General features: G+C 61.0%; 19 protein-coding genes. 9 read left to right on the forward strand and 10 right to left on the reverse strand.

Features of this window, described 5'->3' with window-relative positions:
- Positions 1–123 precede the first annotated feature (123 nt).
- The 4 genes from B2Y33_RS09175 to B2Y33_RS09190 form a co-directional block, all read right to left on the reverse strand.
- Positions 124–972 carry a shikimate dehydrogenase gene (locus B2Y33_RS09175; protein WP_027916069.1) on the reverse strand — a complete coding sequence of 283 codons (849 nt, stop codon included), beginning with the start codon at positions 970–972 and terminating at the stop codon, positions 124–126.
- Positions 969–1418: a type II 3-dehydroquinate dehydratase gene (gene aroQ, locus B2Y33_RS09180; RefSeq protein WP_027916068.1), complete on the reverse strand. Its 450-nt coding sequence runs from the start codon at positions 1416–1418 to the stop codon at positions 969–971. Before aroQ ends, B2Y33_RS09175 begins: the two co-directional genes overlap by 4 nt.
- Positions 1419–1747: 329 nt before the next feature.
- Positions 1748–3028, reverse strand: a complete 1281-nt coding sequence (locus B2Y33_RS09185) for a carbohydrate porin (protein ID WP_027916067.1) — start codon at positions 3026–3028, stop codon at positions 1748–1750.
- A 115-nt stretch (positions 3029–3143) separates the two neighbouring features.
- Complete coding sequence (locus B2Y33_RS09190) at positions 3144–5561, reverse strand: glucose/quinate/shikimate family membrane-bound PQQ-dependent dehydrogenase (RefSeq protein ID WP_206405382.1); 2418 nt, start codon at positions 5559–5561, stop codon at positions 3144–3146.
- A gap of 682 nt (positions 5562–6243) precedes the next feature.
- Here B2Y33_RS09190 and pcaQ point away from each other — a divergent pair.
- The 7 genes from pcaQ (at position 6244) to B2Y33_RS09225 (ending at position 11814) form a co-directional block, all read left to right on the forward strand.
- Positions 6244–7173 carry a pca operon transcription factor PcaQ gene (gene pcaQ / locus B2Y33_RS09195; RefSeq protein WP_027916065.1) on the forward strand — a complete coding sequence of 310 codons (930 nt, stop codon included), beginning with the start codon at positions 6244–6246 and terminating at the stop codon, positions 7171–7173.
- 120 nt (positions 7174–7293) lie between these two features.
- Complete coding sequence (gene pcaH, locus B2Y33_RS09200; protein ID WP_104926308.1) at positions 7294–8013, forward strand: protocatechuate 3,4-dioxygenase subunit beta; 720 nt, start codon at positions 7294–7296, stop codon at positions 8011–8013.
- 12 nt (positions 8014–8025) lie between these two features.
- Positions 8026–8631, forward strand: a complete 606-nt coding sequence (gene pcaG / locus B2Y33_RS09205; RefSeq protein ID WP_027916063.1) for a protocatechuate 3,4-dioxygenase subunit alpha — start codon at positions 8026–8028, stop codon at positions 8629–8631.
- A gap of 206 nt (positions 8632–8837) precedes the next feature.
- A complete protein-coding gene (locus B2Y33_RS09210; RefSeq protein WP_181074316.1) occupies positions 8838–10208 on the forward strand; it encodes a 3-carboxy-cis,cis-muconate cycloisomerase in 1371 nt (456 codons plus the stop codon).
- Positions 10209–10997: a 3-oxoadipate enol-lactonase gene (pcaD, locus tag B2Y33_RS09215; RefSeq protein WP_181074317.1), complete on the forward strand. Its 789-nt coding sequence runs from the start codon at positions 10209–10211 to the stop codon at positions 10995–10997. It abuts the gene before it with no gap.
- A gap of 18 nt (positions 10998–11015) precedes the next feature.
- A complete protein-coding gene (gene pcaC / locus B2Y33_RS09220) occupies positions 11016–11417 on the forward strand; it encodes a 4-carboxymuconolactone decarboxylase (RefSeq protein WP_181074318.1) in 402 nt (133 codons plus the stop codon).
- A gap of 226 nt (positions 11418–11643) precedes the next feature.
- Positions 11644–11814, forward strand: a complete 171-nt coding sequence (locus B2Y33_RS09225) for a hypothetical protein (RefSeq protein WP_166741483.1) — start codon at positions 11644–11646, stop codon at positions 11812–11814.
- Between the two features lie 51 nt (positions 11815–11865).
- On the opposite strand, the gene B2Y33_RS09230 is transcribed toward B2Y33_RS09225, so the two are convergent.
- From B2Y33_RS09230 to B2Y33_RS09240, 3 genes are all read right to left on the reverse strand, one after another.
- Positions 11866–14481, reverse strand: coding sequence for a GAF domain-containing hybrid sensor histidine kinase/response regulator (locus B2Y33_RS09230; protein ID WP_225806647.1), 2616 nt, complete (start codon positions 14479–14481; stop codon positions 11866–11868).
- A gap of 161 nt (positions 14482–14642) precedes the next feature.
- Positions 14643–15053 carry a VOC family protein gene (locus B2Y33_RS09235; RefSeq protein ID WP_027916059.1) on the reverse strand — a complete coding sequence of 137 codons (411 nt, stop codon included), beginning with the start codon at positions 15051–15053 and terminating at the stop codon, positions 14643–14645.
- Between the two features lie 166 nt (positions 15054–15219).
- The gene (locus B2Y33_RS09240) at positions 15220–16089 is read right to left on the reverse strand and encodes a LysR family transcriptional regulator (RefSeq protein WP_027916058.1); all 870 of its coding nucleotides are present in this window, start codon (positions 16087–16089) and stop codon (positions 15220–15222) included.
- 144 nt (positions 16090–16233) lie between these two features.
- On the opposite strand from B2Y33_RS09240, the gene B2Y33_RS09245 reads away from it, so the two are divergent.
- Positions 16234–17412, forward strand: a complete 1179-nt coding sequence (locus B2Y33_RS09245) for a multidrug effflux MFS transporter (protein WP_028686411.1) — start codon at positions 16234–16236, stop codon at positions 17410–17412.
- 23 nt (positions 17413–17435) lie between these two features.
- On the opposite strand, the gene B2Y33_RS09250 is transcribed toward B2Y33_RS09245, so the two are convergent.
- Both B2Y33_RS09250 and B2Y33_RS09255 read right to left on the reverse strand, forming a co-directional pair.
- Positions 17436–17708: a DUF3077 domain-containing protein gene (locus B2Y33_RS09250; RefSeq protein ID WP_028686410.1), complete on the reverse strand. Its 273-nt coding sequence runs from the start codon at positions 17706–17708 to the stop codon at positions 17436–17438.
- 115 nt (positions 17709–17823) lie between these two features.
- Positions 17824–18066 (reverse strand): hypothetical protein, encoded by a 243-nt coding sequence (locus tag B2Y33_RS09255; RefSeq protein ID WP_027916055.1) that lies wholly within the window; start codon positions 18064–18066, stop codon positions 17824–17826.
- A gap of 471 nt (positions 18067–18537) precedes the next feature.
- On the opposite strand from B2Y33_RS09255, the gene B2Y33_RS09260 reads away from it, so the two are divergent.
- Positions 18538–19251, forward strand: a complete 714-nt coding sequence (locus B2Y33_RS09260; protein WP_049695840.1) for a hypothetical protein — start codon at positions 18538–18540, stop codon at positions 19249–19251.
- A 189-nt stretch (positions 19252–19440) separates the two neighbouring features.
- On the opposite strand, the gene B2Y33_RS09265 is transcribed toward B2Y33_RS09260, so the two are convergent.
- Positions 19441–22602, reverse strand: a complete 3162-nt coding sequence (locus B2Y33_RS09265) for an autotransporter domain-containing protein (RefSeq protein ID WP_206405381.1) — start codon at positions 22600–22602, stop codon at positions 19441–19443.
- Positions 22603–22606: the final 4 nt, after the last annotated feature.

Genomic DNA, 22606 nt, shown 5'->3' on the forward strand with positions numbered 1-22606 from the left:
CGGCGAATGCATCGAAGCGGTCCGGCAAGGGCATCAGCACGGTGCGGCGCTCATGAACGACTGCCTGATCAGGCCCCCTGGGCCCGTCAGTGTCAGGTATCTACACCAACAGGCGAGCTCACTTCAGTCCATGCTGGCGAAATGCGCCTGCATCCTGCCAGCATCAGCAGCATTGCCGCTGATCAGCTCGAATGCCTTGACCGCCTGGAACACCGCCATCTTGCCACCGTCCAGGGTCCGGCAACCGAGTGCTCGAGCGTGGCGCAGGAGTGCCGTATCAAGCGGGAAGTAGATGATCTCGGCGACCCATAGCCGTGCATGCAGCAATCCGACGGGCACGGGTGTGCCCGGTAGCTTGACCATACCCACCGGCGTTGTATTGACTAGGCCATCGGCGTCAGCCAGGGTGGCGGCCAGGTCAATGCCAAGGCTGGTTCGGCCTGCACCGAAGCGCTCGTTGAGGTTGTCGACCAGAGCTTGCCCGCGGGCGAAATCTATGTCGAACAGCGCCAACTGTTCGACACCTTCGGTCAGCAGCGCATGGGCGACGGCAGACCCGGCGCCACCGGCGCCCATCTGCACCACACGCCGTTTTTGGACGTCAGCCAGGCCGTGTCTGAACCCCTCGGCGAAGCCCAGGCAATCGGTGTTGTGGCCGATCCGCTTGCCGTCCTTGAAGACCACCGTGTTGACCGCGCCGATGCTACGCGCCTCATCGGACAGTTCATCGAGCAACGGCACGACCGCTTGCTTGAACGGGAAGGTGATGTTGAGTCCGGTAAAACCGGTGCGCTGAGCAGCATCGAGCAAATCGGGCAGGGCGCTGTTTTTGAGTCCTAACTCATCGGCATCGATCAGCCGGTACAAGTAACGCAACGATTGCGCGTCGCCCTCACACTCATGTAGAGCAGGGGTGCGCGATGCCTGGATGCCGCGGCCAATCAGGCCAACCAGAATGCTTTGCTCGCTCATGCTGCTTGCTCGACAAACATGTGCCCAAGGTGTGCCAGCGCCATGCGATAACCTGCGCTGCCCAGACCGCATATCACCCCGACTGCAATCGATGAAACGAATGAGTTATGCCGGAACGGCTCGCGCTTGTGCACATTGGACAAGTGCACTTCGATCACCGGTAGCTCGCTGGCCACCAGTGCATCACGAATGGCCACCGACGTATGGGTCCACGCGCCTGGGTTGATCACAATACCGGCGCAACGGCTGCGGGCAGCGTGGATCCATTCGATCAATTCGCCTTCGTGGTTGGTCTGGCGGAATTCGATGTCCAGGCCCAGATCGCGAGCGCTGGCGCCGCAGCTATTAGCGAGGTCGCTAAACGTTTCGCGACCGTACTGGTCCGGCTCGCGGGTGCCAAGCAGATTGAGATTGGGGCCGTTGAGCACGAGGATGCGGGGCGTCATTGGCAGATCACTGTGTTGTTATTGGGAGCTCCGATGTTTGTACTATCTGGTTAATTCGTCAATCGATGTACGTGATTGCACGTTGAATATGTGCGATTACCGAACCACGAAGTTCGGCTGCCTGGCAGCGCGAAACTTGAATGCGCTGTGTTGGGGCCTGTCTAACAGGTCCACGCGTAGCTTTGTTGCTACAGCCGTGTTCGCGCCGTCTAGCTATCGCCATGCCCGACCATGGGGCGTCTCGTTGCCCCGACCCCAGGGGCTGCAAGCATGACGAGAGGACACCCAGGAAGCGGAAAGGACTACCAAGCCGTGCCATCCAGAGCGCTTCAGAAACTGGCCTTGACCTGCAATCCGACTACCAGCGCATTATCAATATCAGCGCCGGTAAATGCCCCAGGCTCGATGATGTACTGCAGATCCGGTCGCAGATTGAGCCAGGGTGTGACCTGATATCCATAGCTCAGCTCGATCAACTGCTCGGCACTGTCGATGGTCGGGAACTCCTGATCATTGCGCGCAGCTGCATCCTCCAGCACAGCTCGACTACGGGGGTTCGGTACGGCGCGGCCGTAGCCCAGCGACAAGGTATCCCGCGGGCGCCCTGCAAACGGCTGATACAGCACAACACCCGTGCCATACCATTTTGTAAACGGCGATGCAGCCTTGCTCGATGCCGAGTACTGACCAAAGGCATGCAAACTGCGGCCTGCCACGCCCGGGTCATTCCATACCGCCTGATCGATCAGCAGGTAGTGCCCACCACGGCCGGCCACTTCGTCATTGCGGCCAATGCGCTTGACGTTTGAGCTGTCGTAGTAATAACCCACTTTGTACTCACCCGGTAGCTCGCCCAGCAGCCTGTACACCAGCTCCACCGGCACCACCGTGCCTGTGGTGTGCTTGGGGCCAAGCTTCCAGGCACGGCTGGAGTTGCCGTTGCTCTCGGGGTCGACATTGAACGCCGCCACGCGCACTTGCCAGGCTGGCGACAGGTCGTATTTGACCCGTGCACCGAGCCGCGCGTTGGGGTAATTGGTCCAGCCACTGCCGCCGGACATGTTCAGCGGATGCCCGCAAAAGCCGGCATTCATGAAGTTGCACAGGATCCCGCTGTCGAGGCCGCCAAGGTCGTTGCCCATGGCCATGTAGCCGAGCTTGATATTCAGCGCCGGGGTAAAGTTGCGCTCATAGCTGAGCTCGGTGAGGCGGGTGTACAGGCCACCGAAGTTTTCCTGGATCGGCAGGCGGTTGCCTACCAGTTCTTCCGAAGCGCTGTGCCCGCGGCGGTCGTTGATGCTCAGTTGGACCTTGCCGGCGTTGTCCAGTCCGTACAAGCGGGACAAGTCGAACTGCACGCCAAGCTTGATGTTCTGCGAATAGCGCGCCGAGCGGTGCAGACCGCCATCGGTGTTGTAGGCGGTTTCGCCGCTGTAGTCAGCGCTGAACTTGACGCCGTTGTCTTCTAATTGATGGCGCAGGCCGCCCCAGTCGCCAGTGAAGGTGCTGCGGCGCAGCAGATCGGCTTCGGCCATGGCACCGTTGCTGGCCAGGACCAGAAGCAGGCCGGCGGTGATGGGAGCAAGGGACAAACGGAACACGAAGGACATTACGCAGCTTTCCTGGAAATCGCAAGGTGATGATGAACGGCGCCGCTAAATGCATGAGGCCGCCACTGCAACGTGTGTGCAGGAGCGGCCTCGTGCTGTACGGGAGAGGCGCCAGTTATGGCAAGGCGTAGGCGATTACATAATCGCCACGGTCAGTCGACTGGCGGGCACCGCCTGCGGTGACGACCACGTACTGCTTGCCAGTCTTGGGCGACACGTAAGTCATCGGGCCACCCTGGCTGCCGACGGGCAAGCGAGCCTTCCAGACTTCTTCACCGTTGCCACTGTTGAAGGCGCGCAGGTAAAAGTCCTGGGTACCGGCAATGAACACCAAGCCGCCTTGGGTCGACAGGGTGCCGCCCAGCGTTGGCAGGCCGATCTTGATCGGCAGGTGCATGCGGATGCCAAGCGGACCCGTGTCTTCAACGGTGCCGACCGGCACTTGCCAGGCGACCTGGCGGGTCTTCATGTCAATTGCGGTCAGGGTGCCGAACGGTGGCGCCTGACACGGGATTCCGGCAATCGACAGGAAGCGGTTCTTGTTCACTGCGTACGGCGTACCTTTGAGCGGTACCGCCCCCATCCCGGTGTTCAGTGCTTCGCCACCACTGGCAGCTTCAGCCTGATTCTGCGACGGAATCATCTGACTCCACAGCCCCAGGCGCATGTCGTTGACGAAGATGAAACCATGCACCGGGTCAGTGGAGATGCTGCCCCAGTTCATGCCGCCCAGCGAGCCCGGGAAGCTCAGCGATACGTCGGTGCCAGGTGCGGTGTAAAGGCCGTCATAGCGCATCTTCTTGAAGTCGATGCGGCACAATAGTTGGTCGTATGGCGTAGCGCCCCACATGTCCGATTCGGTCAGGGTTTGAGCACCGATCTGCGGCATACCGACCGACTTGGGCTGAGTGGGTGAGTACGGCTCGTTGGGGATGTTGCTTGGCTTGACCGGCACCTCGTCGACCTGGGTCAGCGGTTTGCCGGTAGCACGGTCGAGCACGTAGATCTGCCCGGCCTTGGTACCGATTACCACCGCAGGGACGGTCCGGCCGTCGTCCTTGGTGAAGTCGATCAGGCTCGGCTGCATCGGCAGGTCGAAGTCCCACAGGTCGTTGTGGACGGTCTGGTAAACCCACTTCTCGTCACCGGTAGTGGCGTCCAAGGCCAATACCGAGGCGCCGTAAGTGTGGTCGAGCTTGCTGCGTTCAACACCGTAGATGTCGGTGGACGATGAGCCCATCGGCAGAAACACGGTGTTCATCGCAGGGTCATAGGACATCGGCGCCCAGCTGTTCGGCGTACTGCGCACGTAGGTGCTGCCGTCGGCGGGGGCATTGCGGTCCTCAGGGTTGCCTGGGTCGAAGGCCCAGCGCATTTGCCCAGTGATGACGTCAAAGCCACGGATCACGCCACCTGGCATGTCGGTCTGTACGTTGTCTGCAACACGGCCGCCAACAACCACGGTGGTGCCGGCCATCAGCGGTGCCGAGGACAGCTGGTAGAAGGAGTCCGGTACATCGCCCAGGCCAGCCTTCAGGTTGACCTGACCATTGGTGCCAAAGCCCTGGCAGAACTCGCCAGTGTCAGCGTCGACTGCAATCAGGCGACCGTCGATGGTATTGGTCAGCAGGCGGCGCTGGCAGTTGGCGCCAGGCGCTAGCGCAGCTGCAACGACGGGTGAGCTGTTCGGCTGGGTGGGCTGGGCCAGTGGCGCAGTGGCGTCGAAGTAGGCCAGGCCGCGGCAGCGCTGCCAGACTTTCGATTGGGCGTTGATGGTGTTTTTCCACAGCTCATTGCCGGTGTCGGCATCGAGTGCAATCAGATTGTTGTGCGGCGTGCAGATGAATACTTTGTTGCCGACCTGGAGCGGGGTCAGCTGGTCTTCGGCACCGTTGCCATCACTGATAGCGACATCGCCGGTGTGGTAGGTCCAGGCGACCTGCAGCTTGTCGACGTTACCGCGGTTGATCTGATCAAGGGCGGCAAAGCGGCTGCCCCCTTCGGTATTGCCGTAGTGAGCCCAGTCTTTTTGCGCATGCGCAGGTGCGACTGCGGTCAGCCCCGGGCCTATTCCGGTCGGGGCCACGCTTGGGTGGGCGACGAACATGTTGCCGGCCGCGACCACAACCGCTACCGCCATCACACCAGCGACAGCGTAGGCACCGCGTCCAGTACCGGTACCGTTGGCGCGCTTGAGCAGCGGGTACACCAGCGCGACGACGGTACCGATCACGGCAAACATGAACAGGCGCGAGAACAATGGCCAGAACACCAGTCCGGTATCAATCACGGCCCACAGTGCGGTGCCGAGCAGGAACGCGGCATACAGCCAGGCCCCAGCGACCTTACTGCGGGCGATAAGGATGCCGGCGATCGCCATGGCCAAACCGCCGATCAGGAAGTACCAAGAGCCGCCCAGACTGGCCAGCTTGATGCCGCCAGCAGCCAGCAGTAGGCCAAGCAGGGCGATGACCGCGCCAAAGCCAACCAGAATGATTTTCGAGGCGCCAGATGCGCGCGGTGAGTCGTTCATGCCAAGGATCTCGCGATGGAATGCGCAAAGCATAAGCCCTTAGCAAGCTAATTAACAAGTTAGTACATTTATCTCCGAGATAGCGTATTGCAACGCCAACGTTGCCAAGATGCGACGAAATTATCGAAATGTGTAGGTAATTTTCTATAACATGCCGAGTTAAATGACGTGAAAATTTCGTCAAAAACATCGATTTGTCACGGCTATGTGTAGGTTGAGCTTTCAGGCATCAGACCTGGCAGCCGCCCGGTCTCATCAATCTGACCTTTCTGACGGACATTGGCTGGCCACAGTGGACCCCAGTGATCGACGAAAATGACCACCTGAGTTACCGGCGCATCAGCGATTTATGCTCACCGTCGATTTATGGCGCTGTTGTTTCTCTGCCTGTGCCACGTCTACCTTGGGCAGTAATAGGTCCTTGACGGGTAGCCAGCCCAACGTGAGCGTTTGATGTCGGCGTTACGGCGTTTATAGTAATCGGCCGCCGTGAGGTCAATTACGAGCAAAATGCTGCATACGATCACTCAGCGCCTGCTCCAGGAGGCCAAGCGCAATTTGGCTACACCGGTATGACGGTACAGGCGTTCTCCGACCCGATGAGCCTTTGCGTGCTGGTGTACGTTCACGGCGTGTTCTAACCCGGCACGGGGCAGTGGCCCAAGGCCTTCTGGAGTGACCGATGAGCATCGACAAACGCATCAAGTTTCGTCACCTGCAGTGCTTCTTGGAAGTGGCACGCCTAGGCAGCCTGGCGCGTGCAGCCGATCGGCTAGCGATCAGCCAGCCTGCCGTCTCCAAGACGCTCAAGGAGCTAGAGGATGCGCTGACCGCACAGTTGTTCGAGCGTGGTAAGGAAGGCGCCACGCTGACTGAGGCCGGGGTGGTCTTCCTGCGTTATGCCGGGCCCAGCGTGCAGACACTGCGCGAAGGGGTGGAGAGCCTACGCGGCGGAGACTTCCAACCCAGCAACGTGCGCCTTGGCGTGCTGTCCACGGTCGAGGGCGAGTTTCTGCCGGAGGTGGTGCGCCGTCTGCACAGGCGCCATTGCTCGCTGGTGATCAGCGTGGTTACCGGGCCCAGCGCGCCTCTTCTGTCGCAATTGCGCGTGGGCGAGCTGGACTTGGTTGTCGGGCGCATGACTGATAGTCCGCAGATCCAAGGACTGACCTTCGAGCATCTCTACAACGAGCCCCTGACCCTGGTGGTACGAGCCGGCCATCCACTGCTCGAGAGGGCTTTCGATACGGTCGCGCTGGAGGACTATCCAATGGTCCTTCCGACAGTTGGCACTACTATCCGCAAACGCATCGAAAGCCTGCTCGTCGAGCACGGTCTGCGTTTGCCAAATCGACGACTGGAAACCCTGTCATTAAGCCTGAGCCGGCGTTATGTCGATACCAGCGAAGCGGTTTGGGTGGCGCCGACCGATGCCGTGCGCAGCCCCCTGGCCAAAGGGGAGTTGGTGGAACTGGCGCCGCAGCTGCAAGAGGGGGGTGGCTCGGTGGGCATCTGCAGCAACGCCGCCTTACCACTGTCCCTCGGCGCACGCTGGTGCCAGGAAGTGTTGCGCGAGCTAGGCCAGGAGTATCGCGTGCACGCGTATCCATAACCCGTTGGTTATGGATACGCGGCGCCTTTTCAGTTTTCAGATCCGGCAGGCTCGCGGAAACTGCGGCGCACATGCCTGATAGTTTCCAGGCTCCTATAACGCCAACAACAGGAGACCGCCATGTCCGAACTGGACACCGGCCGTTTCGTCATACGAGACCGCAACTGGCACCCCAAAGCCCTTACGCCCGATTATAAAACGTCGATCACCCGCTCGCCGCGACAGGCGTTGGTGAGCATTGCGCAGTCTATTTCGGAGACCACAGGGCCGGACTTTTCGCACCTGAAGATGGGCGATCATGACAACGACCTGCTGCTCAACTTCAACACCGGCAGCCTGCCGATCGGCGAGCGCATCATCGTCTCCGGCCGGGTCATGGACCAATACGGCAAGCCGATCCCGCATACCTTGGTGGAGATGTGGCAGGCCAATGCTGGTGGCCGCTATCGACACAAGAACGACCGCTACTTGGCACCGATGGACCCCAACTTTGGAGGTGTCGGCCGCACGCTGACAGATAGCGCAGGCAACTACATGTTCCGTACCGTCAAGCCCGGCCCGTACCCGTGGCGTAACGGACCCAATGACTGGCGCCCAGCGCACATCCACTTCTCCATCAGTGGCCCGTCGATCTCCGCTAAATTGATCACCCAGCTGTATTTCGAAGGCGACCCCTTGATTGCGATGTGCCCCATCGTCAAGTCGATCGCAAACCCGCTAGCGGTACAGAGCCTGATCGCCAAGCTCGACATGGGCATGGCCAACCCCATGGATTGCCTGGCCTACCGTTTCGACATCGTATTGCGCGGCCAGCGCAAGACGCACTTCGAAAACCGCTAAGGACTCACGTACATGCCTATTGAACTGCTGCCCGAAACCCCTTCGCAGACCGCCGGACCTTACGTTCATATCGGACTGGCTCTGGAAGCCGCCGGTGTTGCCCCACGTCCGCAGGAAATCTGGAATCAATTGGCCAAGCCAGATGCCCCTGGCGAGCACATTCTGCTGTTCGGCCATGTCTATGATGGCAATGGCCATTTAGTGCGCGATTCCTTCCTTGAAATCTGGCAGGCCAACCATGAAGGGGTCTACGACACCCGCTTTGACTTGGAGAAGTCGTTCAACAGCTTCGGACGTACCGCCACGACCTTCGATGCGGGCGAGTGGACGTTGCAGACGGTGAAGCCGGGTGTCGTGAAAAACGCCGCTGGAGTGCCGATGGCACCGCACATCAACGTGTTGCTTTTCGCCCGGGGTATCAATATCCACCTGCATACGCGTATCTACTTCGATGATGAAGTCCAGGCCAATCAGGACGATCCGGTACTCAACTTGATCGAGCAGCCACAGCGTCGCCAGACGTTGATCGCCAAACGCTGTGAGGTGAACGGCAATCTGGCCTACCGTTTCGATATGCGGATCCAAGGCGAGGGGGAAACCGTTTTTTTTGACTGCTGAGCGTACCCATTTGGCGCTGGCTCTGTTGCCGAGCCGTCGCCAGGAGCGTAGTCAGGGCTTGGCGCGCTGGCTGTCGAACGGGCCTGAGCTGCCCTTGCGGCCTCTCAGCTCGAAAGAAGGTCCGCGCAGCGGTCCTGATTTTGCCGGTGGGCCCCTGAGGCAGACGCTGTGCACCAGATAACTTTCCCGATTTTTGGAGTACCCGCTTGAGCAGCCCAAGCAATCTACTTTTCGACTTGTATTTCACCCGGCCGGCCATGCGTGCGATCTTCTGCGACAGTGGACGACTGCAGGGTATGCTGGATTTCGAGGCCGCGTTGGCACGTGCCGAGGCGAGCACCGGTTTGATTCCCGCTGAGGTGCTATCGCCGATCGTCGCCGCCTGCAACGCCGACCTCTACGATCCGGCGGAGCTGGCACATGCAATCGTCAGCGCTGGCAACTCGGCGATTCCACTGGTCAAGGCGCTGGGCAAGCGCGTCGCCGCCCTAAGCCCAGACGCAGAACGCTACGTACACTATGGCGCCACCAGCCAGGACGTCATGGACAGTGGCTTGGTGCTACAGCTGCGCGCCGCTGTCGAGGTGCTCGAAAGCGATCTCGCCGATCTGGCCAACGCCTTGGCAACGCAGGCCGAGTGTCATACCGATACCCCAATGATCGGGCGCACTTGGTTGCAGCAGGCCACGCCGGTAACCTTGGGCATGAAACTGGCAGGCATGCTCGGTGTAGTGACTCGCCACCGCCAGCGCCTTGAGCAGCTAAAGCCACGTCTACTGGTGCTCCAGTTCGGGGGTGCTTCCGGCACCCTGGCAGCATTGGGCGAGCAGGCTTGGCCAGTCAGCGAGGCCTTGGCCCGCGAGTTGGGGCTGAATTTGCCTGAACAACCTTGGCATACGCATCGCGATCGCCTGGTCGAGTTCGCGAGCCTGCTCGGCTTGATCGCCGGCAGCCTGGGCAAGCTGGGCCGGGACTTGAGTTTGATGATGCAGACCGAGGTCGGTGAAGTTTTCGAACCTTCCGCGCCGGGCAAGGGTGGCTCTTCGACCATGCCGCACAAACGCAACCCGGTCAGCGCCGCCGTGCTGATCGGCGTCGCCGTACGCGCGCCAGGGCTGGTCTCCACCATGCTCGCGGCCATGCCGCAGGAGCACGAACGCAGTCTGGGCTTATGGCATGCAGAATGGGAAACCCTTCCGGAGCTGTGTTGCATGATTTCCGGCGCACTGCAGCAGGCGTTGCTGGTGGTATCTGGGATGGAGGTGGATGCCGAGCGCATGCGCAGCAATATCGAACTGACACAAGGTCTGGTACTGGCCGAGGCGGTGAGCATTTCTCTGGCGCAGCGCATCGGACGGGATGCCGCCCACCACTTGATCGAACAGTGTTGCCGCGAGGCGGTGGAGGAGGGGACTCACCTTCGCGCAGTGCTGTCGGCCAACACCGAAGTCAGCGCACAGCTCTGTGCCACTGAGCTTGATCGCCTGCTCGACCCGGCCCAATACCTCGGTCAAGCGCGCCGATGGGTCCAATGTGCTGTCGCTGCACATTCGAACGTTTCGCGTGAGGAGCTTTAGATGCCTACCCTACAACTTGCCGATGGCGACCTCAACTATCAACTCGAAGGACCGCCTGGTGCGCCCGTATTGGTGCTGTCCAACTCGCTGGGCACCGACCTGCACATGTGGAATGCGCAAATGGTGGCTTTCACCGAGCACTTTCAAGTACTTCGTTACGATACCCGAGGCCATGGGCGGTCGCTGGTCAGCGAGGGCCCCTACAGCATCGAACAACTTGGGGGCGACGTGCTGACGTTGCTCGACGGACTTGATATTCAGCGGGCAAGCTTCTGCGGCCTGTCCATGGGTGGGCTGATTGGCCAGTGGCTGGCGATCCATGCCCCTGAGCGTATCGAGCGCCTGGTGCTTTGCAACACGGCTGCAAAAATCGGCAATGCGCAGGTGTGGAATTCGCGCATCGAAGTCGTGCTGGCCGGTGGCGTTCAGGCCATGCGCGATCTGCGCGATGCCTCGATCTCACGGTGGTTCACCGCCGACTTCGCCAAGGCCGAGCCCGCCAAGGTCGAGCCCATTGTCGACATGTTGGCACAGACTTCACCGCAAGGCTACGCCGCCAGTTGTGCTGCGGTGCGCGACGCCGACTATCGCGAGCAGCTCGGTGCTATCGGTGTGCCGACACTGATCATCTGCGCCAGCAGCGATCCGGTGACTAACATCGAGCACGGCCGCCTGATGCAGGCGCGCATTGTCGGTGCCGAGCTGGTCGAACTCCACGCCGCGCACCTTTCCAACGTGCAGGCCAGTGATGCCTTCAGCCAGCACGTGCTGGCCTTCCTGACCGCCTAAGCGCGCGAGGACCATCCGATGGACGAGAAACAACGGTACGAAGCTGGTATGCAGGTACGCCGCGCTGTGCTGGGTGAAGCCCATGTTGATCACAGTCTCAAGCACCTGACGCCGTTCAACCAAGAGTTTCAGGAAATGATTACCCGCCATGCCTGGGGCGATATCTGGACTCGCCCGGGCCTGTCGCGCCACACACGCAGCCTCATCACTATTGCGATGCTCATCGGCATGAACCGCGAAGGTGAACTGAAGCTGCATTTGCGCGCGGCCAAGAACAACGGCGTAACGCGAGAGGAAATCAAGGAGTTGCTGATGCAGAGCGCCATCTACTGCGGCATCCCGGCTGCCAACGCCACCTTCCACCTGGCCGAATCGGTGTGGGACGAGCTTGGCGTGGAATCCCTCGATTCTGCCAGATGAATGCCTCGAGTCGCCAGGGTTGAAAGACGCGCCATCAATCGCCGAGCGGGCAGTTACGGTTGCAACGCGGCGCAGCCCTACGTACTAACTTTTTCGAACGGTCGAAGCGGGCTGTAGTTATCGGCGTTCAAGTAGGGGGGCTTGGTCAAGCATGGCTACCCTACCGAACACGCGTGCATGTAAGCTTGGATGCCCCGCACACATGAGTGCTAACAGGAGGTTCGATATGAGCAAGGTAGCTAAACCGTTTTACTTCGTCGCCATACCCCTGATTGCCGTGGGTACGGCATTTGCAGCCGTTGGCGCCTCAGGGCAGGCCGCTTTCGGGTATACCGCAGTCGGCTTGCTGACGCCTGGGCTGGCATTGCTCATAGCTGGGTATCGCAAGCGGGCCTGAGGCGCGTACTTGCCTAACTGATGGATGAGTGCAACTGCAAAATCTGACCCTTCAAACCACCTGAGGCAATAAAGGCGCGTCCCTCGATCCGCCGCGCAGCCCAGCTAACCTTGTGGCCAACTCATACTTTCGAAAGGGTTTGTTGAGCCGAGGCAGCGCCGGATCAATGCCTTCACGTTCTGCGTAGCCGGAGATGATCAGAATCGCAATGTCAGGTCTGCTAATGCGAACCGCTCTAGCCAGCTCGGTCCCACTGATGCCGGGCATGAGATGATCGGTGACAAGCAGGTCGAACGGCTGTTTAGTGTGCATCAATTCCAATGCCTGCTCACCGGACGCAGCCTCGACCACGCAGTATCCCAGCTCAGCGAGCATGTACGCCGTACTTGCCCGCACCAGTTCTTCGTCGTCCACCAGCAGCACGGTGCCGCGCACCAGCGGTGACTCCTGGAGTGGGTCGATGCGCAGTGCCTCATTGGGTTCGGTTGTGCTGCGAGGCAGCCAAAGCTCTACATTCGTACCTAGCCCTGGAGCGCTATGAAGGGTGAGCGCACCGTTAAGTTGCGAGGCCAGGCCATGCACCATGGATAAGCCCAGCCCGGTGCCTTTGCCGATACCTTTGGTTGAAAAGAATGGCTCCACCGCGTGGGCGAGGGTGGTCGCATCCATGCCAATCCCCGTATCAGCAACTGACAGGCACAGGTACTCGCCTGCCGGAAGTTTCGAGCGGTGGTCAATGTCGACCATTTCCGTGCTGGCGGAAATGCGCATCGTGCCGCCGTCAAGCATCGCGTCACGCGCATTCACCGAAAGATTGAGCATGGCCATCTCAAGTTGATTGAGATCCGCGATGGCCGCTGGCAGATTTGCCGGAACATCGACCACGACCTTGATTTGAGGCCCAATGGTGCTGGCCACAAGGTCGGCCATGCCGTTCAATAACTTTGCCACGTCCACCGAACTCGTCTGAAGGGGTTGTCGACGTGCGAAGGCAAGCAGCCGCTGGACAAGCGTCGTGGCACGTTCTGCCGACTGCATCGCACCAGCGATCAGCCGTTGCTCGCGTTCGCCGCCCACGCCCCGGCGCTGGAGCATGTCCAGGGTGCCGACGATAGGGGTGAGGAGGTTGTTGAAGTCGTGAGCGACGCCGCCGGTAAGTTGCCCCATCGCTTCCATCTTCTGGCTTTGACGCAATGCTTTTTGTACTTCTTCACGCTCTGCAATGGCTCTGGCGATCCGCTCTTCGAGGGAGGCGTTGAGCTCTTTGAGCGCGTTTTCGGCGACCTTGCGAGCAGTGATGTCTATCGCTGTCCCGGTCACGCGCAAGCACCGGCCGGTGTGGTCGAAGACGCCACGGCCTTTGGCCGCCACCCAGCGTACGATGCCGTCATCGCGGCCGACGGTTCGATAGTCCACGTCGTAGAGTGCACGGCGCAGCGGATCGATCGCTGCCGCGAATGCGTCGATCGTTGCCTCGTAGTCGTCAGGGTGTATGCCTGCATAGAAATCTTGGAGGGTGACCGGCGCGTCAGCTGACATCCCGAACATCGCCTTGGTCTGCGAAGGCCATACCAGCGTGTCATTGATGAAATCCACGTCCCAGAAGCCTACGTCAGCATGGTCAACTGCCAGACGCAGCCTCTGCTCACTGGAACGAACCGCGCAGTCCGAACGGGAGCGGTGCACGACCAGCCCCACGGTCTGGGTCACGAAATCGATGATTTCCATATCGGCGGGCAGTGGTTCCCGGCGCTCAGCGTGGTACAGGACGAATAGGCCAAGCACTTCGCCCTGGGCTGAACGGATCGATGTCGACCAGCAGGGGTGCAGCCCATGTTCGAAGGTCAAATCGCCAAGGGTGGCCCACCGAGAGCGGGTGCTGATGTCCACTGCCGCCAGGGTGCTCGAGGCATCCAGCCCCAGGTCGATGGGGGCGCCCGCAAGGGCTTCACGGTAGACGCCAGGCAGGCTGGGGCTTGCACAGTGGTGCACATGGCTTACCCGCTCATCAAAGAGCAGAATGCTCCCAACGAAACCTGAAACCGATAGCCCCTCCACCTCGCGAACGATCGCCTCCAGCGTGGTGCTCAGAGGGGTCGATGTAACCGCCAGTGCCAGGATTCGGTTTTGCGCCGCTGCAAGTGCCGCCCCACGGTTACGCGCTTGGGTCAGACGCGCATTTTCGATGGCAATCGTTGCCAGCCGCGCCAGGTTCTCCAATCTGTTGATCGTATCGAGATCATGGTCTTTTGCCTCGGACCAATATGCGCCCAACGCAGCCACCGGCAAAGGCCGCCCGATGGGCACCATCACAAGGCTGCGGACGAAAGTCGAGGAGTACGCCTGGCTGGGTATGCGTGAGTCGAGCCGAATGTCAGCGATGACAACCGTTTCTTGATGCTGCATGGCCCACCCTGAAACACAGGTGTCGGCTGGAAAATCCTGCCCTTGCCATAGGGCAGATGCCGAATCCTCGGCTACGTAGAGGCACTTGCCGTGATTTTCGAGGATGACTGTAATACCTTCAGCTCCTACCGCCGCGCGTGCATTGTCTCGCAACACGGCAACGACTTCTTCCACGGATTCGGCCCTGGCCAGGCGCTCGCTGGCATTGAGCACGTGGTTGAGGCGGTCATCGCTGGCCGGGTGCTTGGAATCATTGCGCAAACGAATCTCCCAACGGCCACAGCGTCTTGATCTGTAGTCTGGTCAGTGCGAAAAAGAAGGGGAGTGCGTTACCGGCGTTTACTGGCGGACGCGTAGAACCGGGAGTCTCTCAGAAAAACCCACCTCTAGCACTAACAAGGTGGGGAATTCGTCCTGTTTGATCATGTTGGCGACATCACGCCAGCTGCATGCACAAAGCAGAGTTTGTTCCCTTCAATATCCCGGCAATAAGCACCGTAGTAATCCGAGGCATACTGCGGCCTCAACCCAGGTGCGCCCTCATCTTGAGCACCCATCGCCAAGGCTGTACGCCATGCCGCCTGCACCTGATCCTGCGAAGCGGCGGCAAAACTTATTTGCACGCCGTTTCCCCATGTCGCCGGCAGTCCGTTGAACGGCAGTTGCACGTAGAACTGAGGCCACTCCCTGTCCGGCCTTTGCCATCCAGCACCCTGCGGGCCGCCATCGTGGTTGTCGGGCATGCGGACAAGCCCCAGGGTGGCAAGTACGGCATCGTAGAACCTGATCATGGCCGGCAGGTCGCGAGCACCTAGCTGAATGTGGCTGAACATCTACGCTCCATAAGATCCGTTGATCGACAGCAGTAACACACAGCTCATCTGAGAAAGGCAATGCCATCGCTCACCCAGTCAGATGTCACGCCCAGGGTAGCTGGGTTCAGAAAGCTTAAGGCTCACTGGCGATGAGGGGTTAGGCCCAGCAGCGCCTAGATGACCCTCACTCGGCAAAAGCCGCAACAATCGCATCCACTACAACCCTCACCCGTGCCGTGTGTGCCAGGTCCCGATGCAACACGAGCCAGGCTTCATAGGGCGTGGCCCGCTGTCGATCAGGCCAGACGCGCACCAAACTGGCATCGCGCTGGGCCATGTATTCCGGCAGCTCACCCAGGGCCAGCCCGGCGCGCACGAAGGTCGCCAACATGAGGCTCGAGTCCAGCTCCGCGACTACCCGGCCGCCGGACCTGGGCTCTCCCGCCAGTGTATCGTCCTGCCGGGCGGTTACACCTTGTTGGTAAAAGGCGATGTCATGGCCTACCAAGGCGCTGCCAGGTTCTGGCTTTCCACGCAGGTCAAGGTACCGCTGTGCCGCATACAGCCCCACAGGCCAGTGAGCCAGCCGGCGCACGATCAGGTCAGGTTGCTCCGGCCGTACGGTGCGCACGGCCACGTCGGCCTCCCTGCGCCCCAAGTCCAGTAGACGAGTGGTGGTGGTCAGAATTACCCGCACCTGCGGATGAGTGACCCGCAGTTGCTCGATCGCAGGTATGACGAAATCCACGGCCAGCGCATCGGTGGTGGTGAGGCGCACCTCACCCGATGGATGAGGATCGTTGCCCTCACCCTGGCGCTCGAAGGAGACGGCCATCCGCTCCATCTCTTCAGCCTTCTGTACGAGCTGTTGCCCGGTGGTAGTCAACGCCAGGCCACCGGTGCTGCGAAGAAACAATCGGCTGCCCAGCGTCTGCTCAAGCCCCGCCAGACGCCGACCGACTGTGGTCTGGTCGATGCCCAACGCCGTGGCTGCGGCCCGCAGGGTGCCGGCACGGTGCACCGCGAGGAAAATACGTACGTCATCCCAATTCATCGTTGCACGCTTCCTGAAGATGCAAATATGCAGCCCTGGACTGCGATTACGTGCATTTTCGCATTGATACACGCTGCATAACATAGCGGGCTTGAATCACCGTCCGAATCACGCAGCCGGCTTAAGCCGGGTATCAGGAGCACCATGCCTCGCTTATCTTTCATCCTGACAGTCTCCATGCTGAGCGCCTTCGGCCTCGTCGCCTCGGATATCTACCTACCCGCGATGCCGGGCATGGCCACTGAATTTGGCGTTGCCAGTTGGCAAATGCCGCAAACCGTCTCGTTCTATTTGCTGGCACTGGCTTTTGCGCAGTTGGTTTATGGCCCACTGTCTGACCGACGTGGACGCAAGCCCGTGCTGCTGGCCGGTGGCGTTCTCTATCTGCTGGGCTCCATGGGCTGCGCGCTGTCCAGCAGCTACATGGGCTTTATAGCGTGGCGTATGGTAGAAGCGCTGGGAGCGGCGGCGGGGCTGGTGATTGGTCGCGCGTTGATTGCCGATACCTGCGACAAGCGCACTTCGGCGAAAGTCTACGCCGTGGTTTACCCCCTTGTGTCACTGTCGCCGGCCTTGGCCCCTGCAATCGGCGGGCACTTGGCCGTGGCGTTCGGCTGGCGAGCCGACTTTCTGTTCGTTGCCGCATTCGGGGCGCTAGCACTGCTTCTGGCACTGTTTGTATTGCCTGAAACGCTACCGGTCGCGACGCGTACCAGGACGGGACCCTTCGCCGGCTTCGGCCGCGTACTGGGTGACCGCAACTTTTGCCGCTACACAGTAGTGGTGTGTTCAATCTACTGCGCCTGGTTCGTTTATTTGACGCAGTCGCCATTTCTTTTCGTACAAGCAGGCTTGAGCGAGGCGCAAAGCGGGTGGCTGTACGTGCCGCTTACTTTGGGCATCATCGGAGCTAACCGGTTGACCCGGCGGTTGCTTGACCGCTTGCCTTACGACCGTATTGTTGCGATAGGCATTACCTGCTTCGTAGTGGGCGCCATGGGGTTCCTTCTGGCTTATACCATGGGGTGGCGCAGCGTGACGGCCGTGGTGCTGCCGATGTGCCTGGTCAGCCTGGCCAACGGCTCGTCGTTGTCGCTGGCGATTTCGGGGGCTATCGCCAGCGAACATGGGCATGCGGCCACTGCATCGGGGATGGTGGGGTTTTGCCAGATTGGCAGCGCAGCCGTTGTGGCAATGGGTGTGAGTGCGGTATCAGGCACAGGGTTTGGTGTACTCGCCGGGGCGGTGGCGGTGTTGAGCTGTGTGGCATTGTCTGCGTGCAACCCTTTGGCCTATCGCAAGCAACCGGCGCAGCGAGGGTAGCGCGCTCGGGTTGGCCTGCACGCTTAATGCTGGCTCAGCGCTTCGCCCAGTTGCGCGTCGTCAAGCAAGGCCTTGGCCATCGCGCAGAGGTAGTGGGAAGCCCAGATCAAGTGCTGCTTGTCTTCCATCAAGCCGTCAAGGGTCATGTCCCGAGCGTAACCCATTAGCTCCGAGGCCTGCTCGCGGGCCATCTCACAGGGTATACCGGGCTCGATACGGAAGAGAGGGCTTGTTTGGTCGGTGCCCTGATAGAAGGTGGTTTGGCCAACGGTAAACGTGGTTTCTTCTCCGGACATCTTCGTTCTCCTCAAAAGGGTGCAGTGCTTGCACGAGCCACATCGCTGGCGAACCAACACCCAGCGGGGTGAACGGACGGTTCGCCATGCGAGCGCACTTTTCAACAGTTACGGGTCAATGGCAGATTGGATGCTTCGGTCGCATCTGGACATGCGTTACCGCTGACTCGAGCAGAGCCTTCAGCGTCTCGAGTTCATGCAGAGAGGTCAGCATCAGCACCGAAGCGGGCGACCTGAAACCCAGTGACATGGCCTGTTGCACCACGGCGGCCGCGCACGTGGCGTATTCGGTGGCCTGGACCAAAATGTCTTCAAGGGAGCCACTGTGAAGAGGGGGATCGGGGACGATCTTGAGCATGGTTCAACTCCAACGTGGAAGGAGGAACTACCACATTCAGGCCGTCAAGCAATGAGGGTGGTAGCTGTACGCGGGTTGACGGACCGAGACGTTGGCACTCGGCGCACCACAGGGTGCCCGCACGTACAGCCACCATAAAGTGTGCACATGAGGCAGCGTTCTCGGTCCGTCAAAACCGGTCGCTGAATTGGCAGCGACCCGGCGAGACTAGAATCCACACCGTTCATGTGCAACAACAAATGGGCGCAGGGAGTATCTTTGGGAAATGGCCTACAGGGAAGGGCTTAAATCTGATTTTTTCGCAATGCGATTGCTGCACTGTCACCCCTTGGCGTCTTCGATGATTGAACACACGGACCTAGCTCATCCACCTTTGTCCAATACCTTGGTACGTTCGCCTATGGGCAACATGGATATCGAACCCACGCGTCAGTACCTGAAATCACTCATCACGCCAGACCAGGGCCGGTCATGACTTATCGCACGCGCACGCTTTCACTCCTTATCTTTTTTTGTGCAGCCTCGCTTACTGCCTGCGTGCCGTGGAAACGGGAGCGCGCAGCGTACGCGGATGTTTGCGAAACGAAGCACGAATTTCAGGTTGCAGGCCTGCCAGACGGCGGAGCCATCCACCTCGAAACCTACCTCTATGATTACTCCGCGCGCTGGCGCGACGAACCATTCGAGCAGGTGCTGCATGTACAGTACCCAGGGGAAAAATACCCGCGACCGGAATTCTATGTACAACTGATCGCTTACAACGAGGGGCGTCAGCGGCCTGCGTCCGGTTCCGCACGCGGGGCCGCGCCGATACCCATCCTCTATGACAGCCGGCAGGCGTTCATCACCCTCAATGACGGTTCGCGATTGAATGCCAGACCCGAGCTTTATCTGGGTGGCCCGGTATATGACTATCCGACATTCGCGCCGCAGCAGGCGCGACCTTCGCCGTATGACATCAACGCAGACGAAGTGCACAGCAAAATTCCGAAGATCACCAACAACAAGCGTTACGGGTCCGTTTATGTGATTTTCCCGACGGACACGTTTGACGCCGAGTCCAAGTGGACCATTCACCTGGGCAATCTGCAGGTGCAGGGTCAGGACGTCGCCATCCCACCGTTGCAACTGTGCTATCAACCGGTCAAGACGTGGATCGGGATCGAGCCGCTGATGCGCCCCTGAGTGAGCGCGGGCCGGAGGTAATGTGATCTCTCTGTTTGAGGCAGCGTTGTGCCGCTATGGGCTGGCGCCCCTGCACAACCGCAGGGGATTGATCTTGTGCGAGCGCGTGCGCAGCCCATCCAAGGCTGCCTGGCAGCCCCGGATGTAGCAGTCACTATGGCGGGCAGGGGGCTCTACCCCCGCCGCTCCTCAGAAGCGAACCGTGATCCCGGCATTGACCGAATGGAACCGGGAATCAGAGCCAAACTGCCCTTGATACGACAGCCCTACATCGGTCTGACGGTTCAGCTGCACCTTCGCCCCCACTTCAGTGAGTGCCACGTTTCGCGTCTGGGCAATCCCTTGCACCTCGAAGTTCGGTCCGCCTGCAAACGCCTGCTCATTGCGTGGGTCCAGGTCGCCGTAGGCTCGGCGCCAGCCCAGGGAGCCGAACAGTTGGGTATCGTGACTGGCCACGCGTGTGTGGGTCGAGGCCCGCATGCCGACCGTGGAGAACCAGGTGTCCTGTTTCTCGCTCGACACGTTCAGGGCCGCTGCGCCGCCCTTTTCGCGGAAACGGTCGGCGTCGTAGTTCACGTAGGACACCCCTACGAACGGCTCCAACGCCACCGCGCCCAGGCCGATGCGGTAGGCCGCTTCGCCACTGGCTTGCAGCGTGTTGGCGTCGCGCTTGCCCTTGAGATGGTCGCTGTAACCGGCAAACGCAACGTTGCGGCTGCTGTCGAGCTTGTGCCAGGTGTAGCCCACATCTGCACTCAGGCGCAGCGCGTCGATCTGGGCGCCGGTGTACAGGCCCAGGTGATAGTTGTCGCTGTGACCCTTGGCATCGCGGTCATCGGCATCGAACTTGGAGCGGCTATAACCGCCGTACACGCCGGCACGCCAATCCTGGGTGATGCTGCCGTCTGCGCCGATCAGCACACCGCCGGTGCGTTGGTGCAAGCCGCTGGCGCCGTTGTTGCCATCGAGCTTCGACCAGTTGCCGAACACTTGTGCCCATGCGCCGCCTTGCGCCTCTGGGGTGGCCGGCATCAGGTTCGATGCCCCTGTCGGCATGTGCACGGTGTTGTTGTCCAACAGACCGCGAACGCGGGTGCCGAGCACCCCAGACACGACCTGACTGTTGGCAATCAGCGCGGTGCCCGTGCTGCTGTGGTAATCACCGGACAGCTGATCGATGGCATTGCGGGCACTGGCTGCATCCAGTACCAGCAAGTTGTTGTAAAGCCGCAGGGGGGCGCCGCTCTGTTGCAATCCACTCAGGGCACCCGCCGTATTCCACTGGTTCTGTGTGAGCGCCACGGTCTGGAAGATGCCCGGGGTGCCTGTCGTTGGCGGTTGAACAGGTGGCTCGACCGGCGGCTGTACCGGGGGTTCCACGGGTGGCTCGACCGGGGGCTGCACCGGGGGCTCGACGGGCGGTTCTACAGGCGGCTGCACCGGGGGTTGGACAGGTGGCTCGACCGGCGGCTGCACGGGCGGCTGCACGGGCGGCTCGACCGGGGGCTCTACAGGTGGCTGTACCGGCGGCTGCACGGGCGGCTCGACCGGGGGCTCTACAGGTGGCTGTACCGGCGGTTCCACGGGAGGCTCCACAGGCGGCTCCACAGGTGGTTCGACAGGCGGTGTAGTGCCTTTCTGCGCAATGGTCAGGTTCAGTTCATTGGCGGTGCGCTGCAGGCTGACATTGAGAAATGCCGAGTTGGTGAACGCCTGCGCATACGCGGTACCTGCTGCTGCGCCCTCCACCACGCCGCCCTGGGCGGCCAGCAGGGTGTAGGTCTGGCCGGTCTGATAGCTTTGCGCATCGTTGAGGGTGGTCACGTCTACACGCGTACCGCGCAGGGTTGCGCTGCCGCTGACGTTAACCCGGTCGGCGCCGCCATTGCCTGCAATGTCGGCGGCGTACCTGGAGCCTTCGGCCATGTCCAGGTCGCCCTTGATGTTCAAGGTGCCGAGTGCCGCTTCACCTGGCGACAGCGTACCGCCCGAGGCTACCTGCGTGCTCCCGACCTGTCCGTTACCGGCCAGCACGCCACCTGCCAGTACTTGGGCACGGTTGCTGTAGTTGCCAGAAGCGTCGGTATGCCCGACGGTACCGTTGACCACCAAGGTGCCGTTGCCCACACTCAGCAATGACGTGCCTCGTGGGTTGGTCTGGTCTACATCGCCGTCGAGTACCAGCCGCCCGCCACGCACTACCGTGCTGCCGGAAAGGCCCGTCAGGTCGCCGCCCAAGGTGGTGTCGCCACTGAACGCGTACACACGGCCCGCGCCACTGATGCGGTTGTTCACTTGCAGGTTGCTGTCGGTATGGTTGAACGCCAGCGCACCGCTGCCGGCGCCGAAGCGAATGGCGGTTTGCGGATCGAGACGGCCCGCCGCCTGGGCAGAACCGGCGCTGATGGCATCGATGTCGGTACGCGCATCGTCCCGCACGACGGCACCACCGATGCTTAGCGTGCCACGGGCGGCGGAGTTGATGCTGGTCAGCTCGCTGATGTCGATGCCGTCGGCGCTGCTCAGCTCGGCGCCGTTGGACAGGGTCAGGATGGTGCTGGATGTCGTGGTGCCCAGCGTCATGGCGCGCGTGGCCAGACGGGTGCCTTCACCGGAGACATTGACCTGGGTGTTACGGCTGACGTTGGCCGAGCCCAGCGCCATGGAGTCGCTGGTCAATACGGCGCCGTCACTCAGGCTCAGGTCGTTGCGGTTTCTGAAGGTGCCGGTGTTGTCCCAGCGGGTGCCAGCGCCTGACAGTTCGCTGATCGAGTTGATGGCCACGCGCTCACTGACCAGTTGCCCACCATCCTTGAGGTTGATGCGCGAGTCGTACAGGAACACGCCACCGGACGTGACGTTGACGGTGTCTACTTTCGAGCCCTGGCCGCTGACCAGCAGGTTGGCCCGCGACAGTGCGTTGCCGGCATTGCCATTGTCACTCAATTGCAGGTCCCGCACCGACACCTGCCCACCGCCAAGCACGTTGAGAGTACCTTGCCCGGCGCCACCAATCACGATGGTGTTACCCAGCACCGCGCCGGTGCGTGGCACGTTCCAGCGCGTACCAGGGCCCTGCACGATGACCGTGGCCATCGCCGTGCTGGCCGCGTCGTTGGTGGACGACCCACCGATTCGGCCGCCGAAGCTGGTGACCTGGGCGCCATTGTTGAGCGTAAGCGTGGACGGCGTGCCGTTGCTGGGGCGCAGCACCACAGCGCCGTCAATGCCTCGGTCGCTGCTGAAGGTGTCCTGACCGCTGTCGAGCACATAGTCGGCCGCGTACGCGCCGGGTGCCATGGCGAGCGTTATCGCGAAGGTGAGGGGGGATAACTTGAACAAAGGGTTCATAACG

The organism is Pseudomonas sp. UBA5666, assembly GCF_002420785.1.
Taxonomy (GTDB): Bacteria; Pseudomonadota; Gammaproteobacteria; order Pseudomonadales; family Pseudomonadaceae; genus Aquipseudomonas; species Aquipseudomonas fulva.

Excerpts from the sequence above, each read along its gene's own strand:
- B2Y33_RS09240 (WP_027916058.1), bottom strand. The coding sequence starts at position 16,089 with ATGAATTGGGATGACGTACGTATTTTCCTCGCGGTGCACCGTGCCGGC.
- B2Y33_RS09190 (WP_206405382.1), bottom strand. The coding sequence starts at position 5,561 with ATGAACGACTCACCGCGCGCATCTGGCGCCTCGAAAATCATTCTGGTT.
- pcaQ (WP_027916065.1), top strand. The coding sequence starts at position 6,244 with ATGAGCATCGACAAACGCATCAAGTTTCGTCACCTGCAGTGCTTCTTG.
- B2Y33_RS09235 (WP_027916059.1), bottom strand. The coding sequence starts at position 15,053 with ATGTTCAGCCACATTCAGCTAGGTGCTCGCGACCTGCCGGCCATGATC.
- pcaC (WP_181074318.1), top strand. The coding sequence starts at position 11,016 with ATGGACGAGAAACAACGGTACGAAGCTGGTATGCAGGTACGCCGCGCT.
- B2Y33_RS09185 (WP_027916067.1), bottom strand. The coding sequence starts at position 3,028 with ATGTCCTTCGTGTTCCGTTTGTCCCTTGCTCCCATCACCGCCGGCCTG.
- pcaG (WP_027916063.1), top strand. The coding sequence starts at position 8,026 with ATGCCTATTGAACTGCTGCCCGAAACCCCTTCGCAGACCGCCGGACCT.
- B2Y33_RS09265 (WP_206405381.1), bottom strand. The coding sequence starts at position 22,602 with ATGAACCCTTTGTTCAAGTTATCCCCCCTCACCTTCGCGATAACGCTC.
- B2Y33_RS09260 (WP_049695840.1), top strand. The coding sequence starts at position 18,538 with ATGACTTATCGCACGCGCACGCTTTCACTCCTTATCTTTTTTTGTGCA.
- B2Y33_RS09255 (WP_027916055.1), bottom strand. The coding sequence starts at position 18,066 with ATGCTCAAGATCGTCCCCGATCCCCCTCTTCACAGTGGCTCCCTTGAA.
- B2Y33_RS09225 (WP_166741483.1), top strand. The coding sequence starts at position 11,644 with ATGAGCAAGGTAGCTAAACCGTTTTACTTCGTCGCCATACCCCTGATT.
- B2Y33_RS09250 (WP_028686410.1), bottom strand. The coding sequence starts at position 17,708 with ATGTCCGGAGAAGAAACCACGTTTACCGTTGGCCAAACCACCTTCTAT.
- pcaH (WP_104926308.1), top strand. The coding sequence starts at position 7,294 with ATGTCCGAACTGGACACCGGCCGTTTCGTCATACGAGACCGCAACTGG.
- pcaD (WP_181074317.1), top strand. The coding sequence starts at position 10,209 with ATGCCTACCCTACAACTTGCCGATGGCGACCTCAACTATCAACTCGAA.
- B2Y33_RS09245 (WP_028686411.1), top strand. The coding sequence starts at position 16,234 with ATGCCTCGCTTATCTTTCATCCTGACAGTCTCCATGCTGAGCGCCTTC.
- aroQ (WP_027916068.1), bottom strand. The coding sequence starts at position 1,418 with ATGACGCCCCGCATCCTCGTGCTCAACGGCCCCAATCTCAATCTGCTT.
- B2Y33_RS09175 (WP_027916069.1), bottom strand. The coding sequence starts at position 972 with ATGAGCGAGCAAAGCATTCTGGTTGGCCTGATTGGCCGCGGCATCCAG.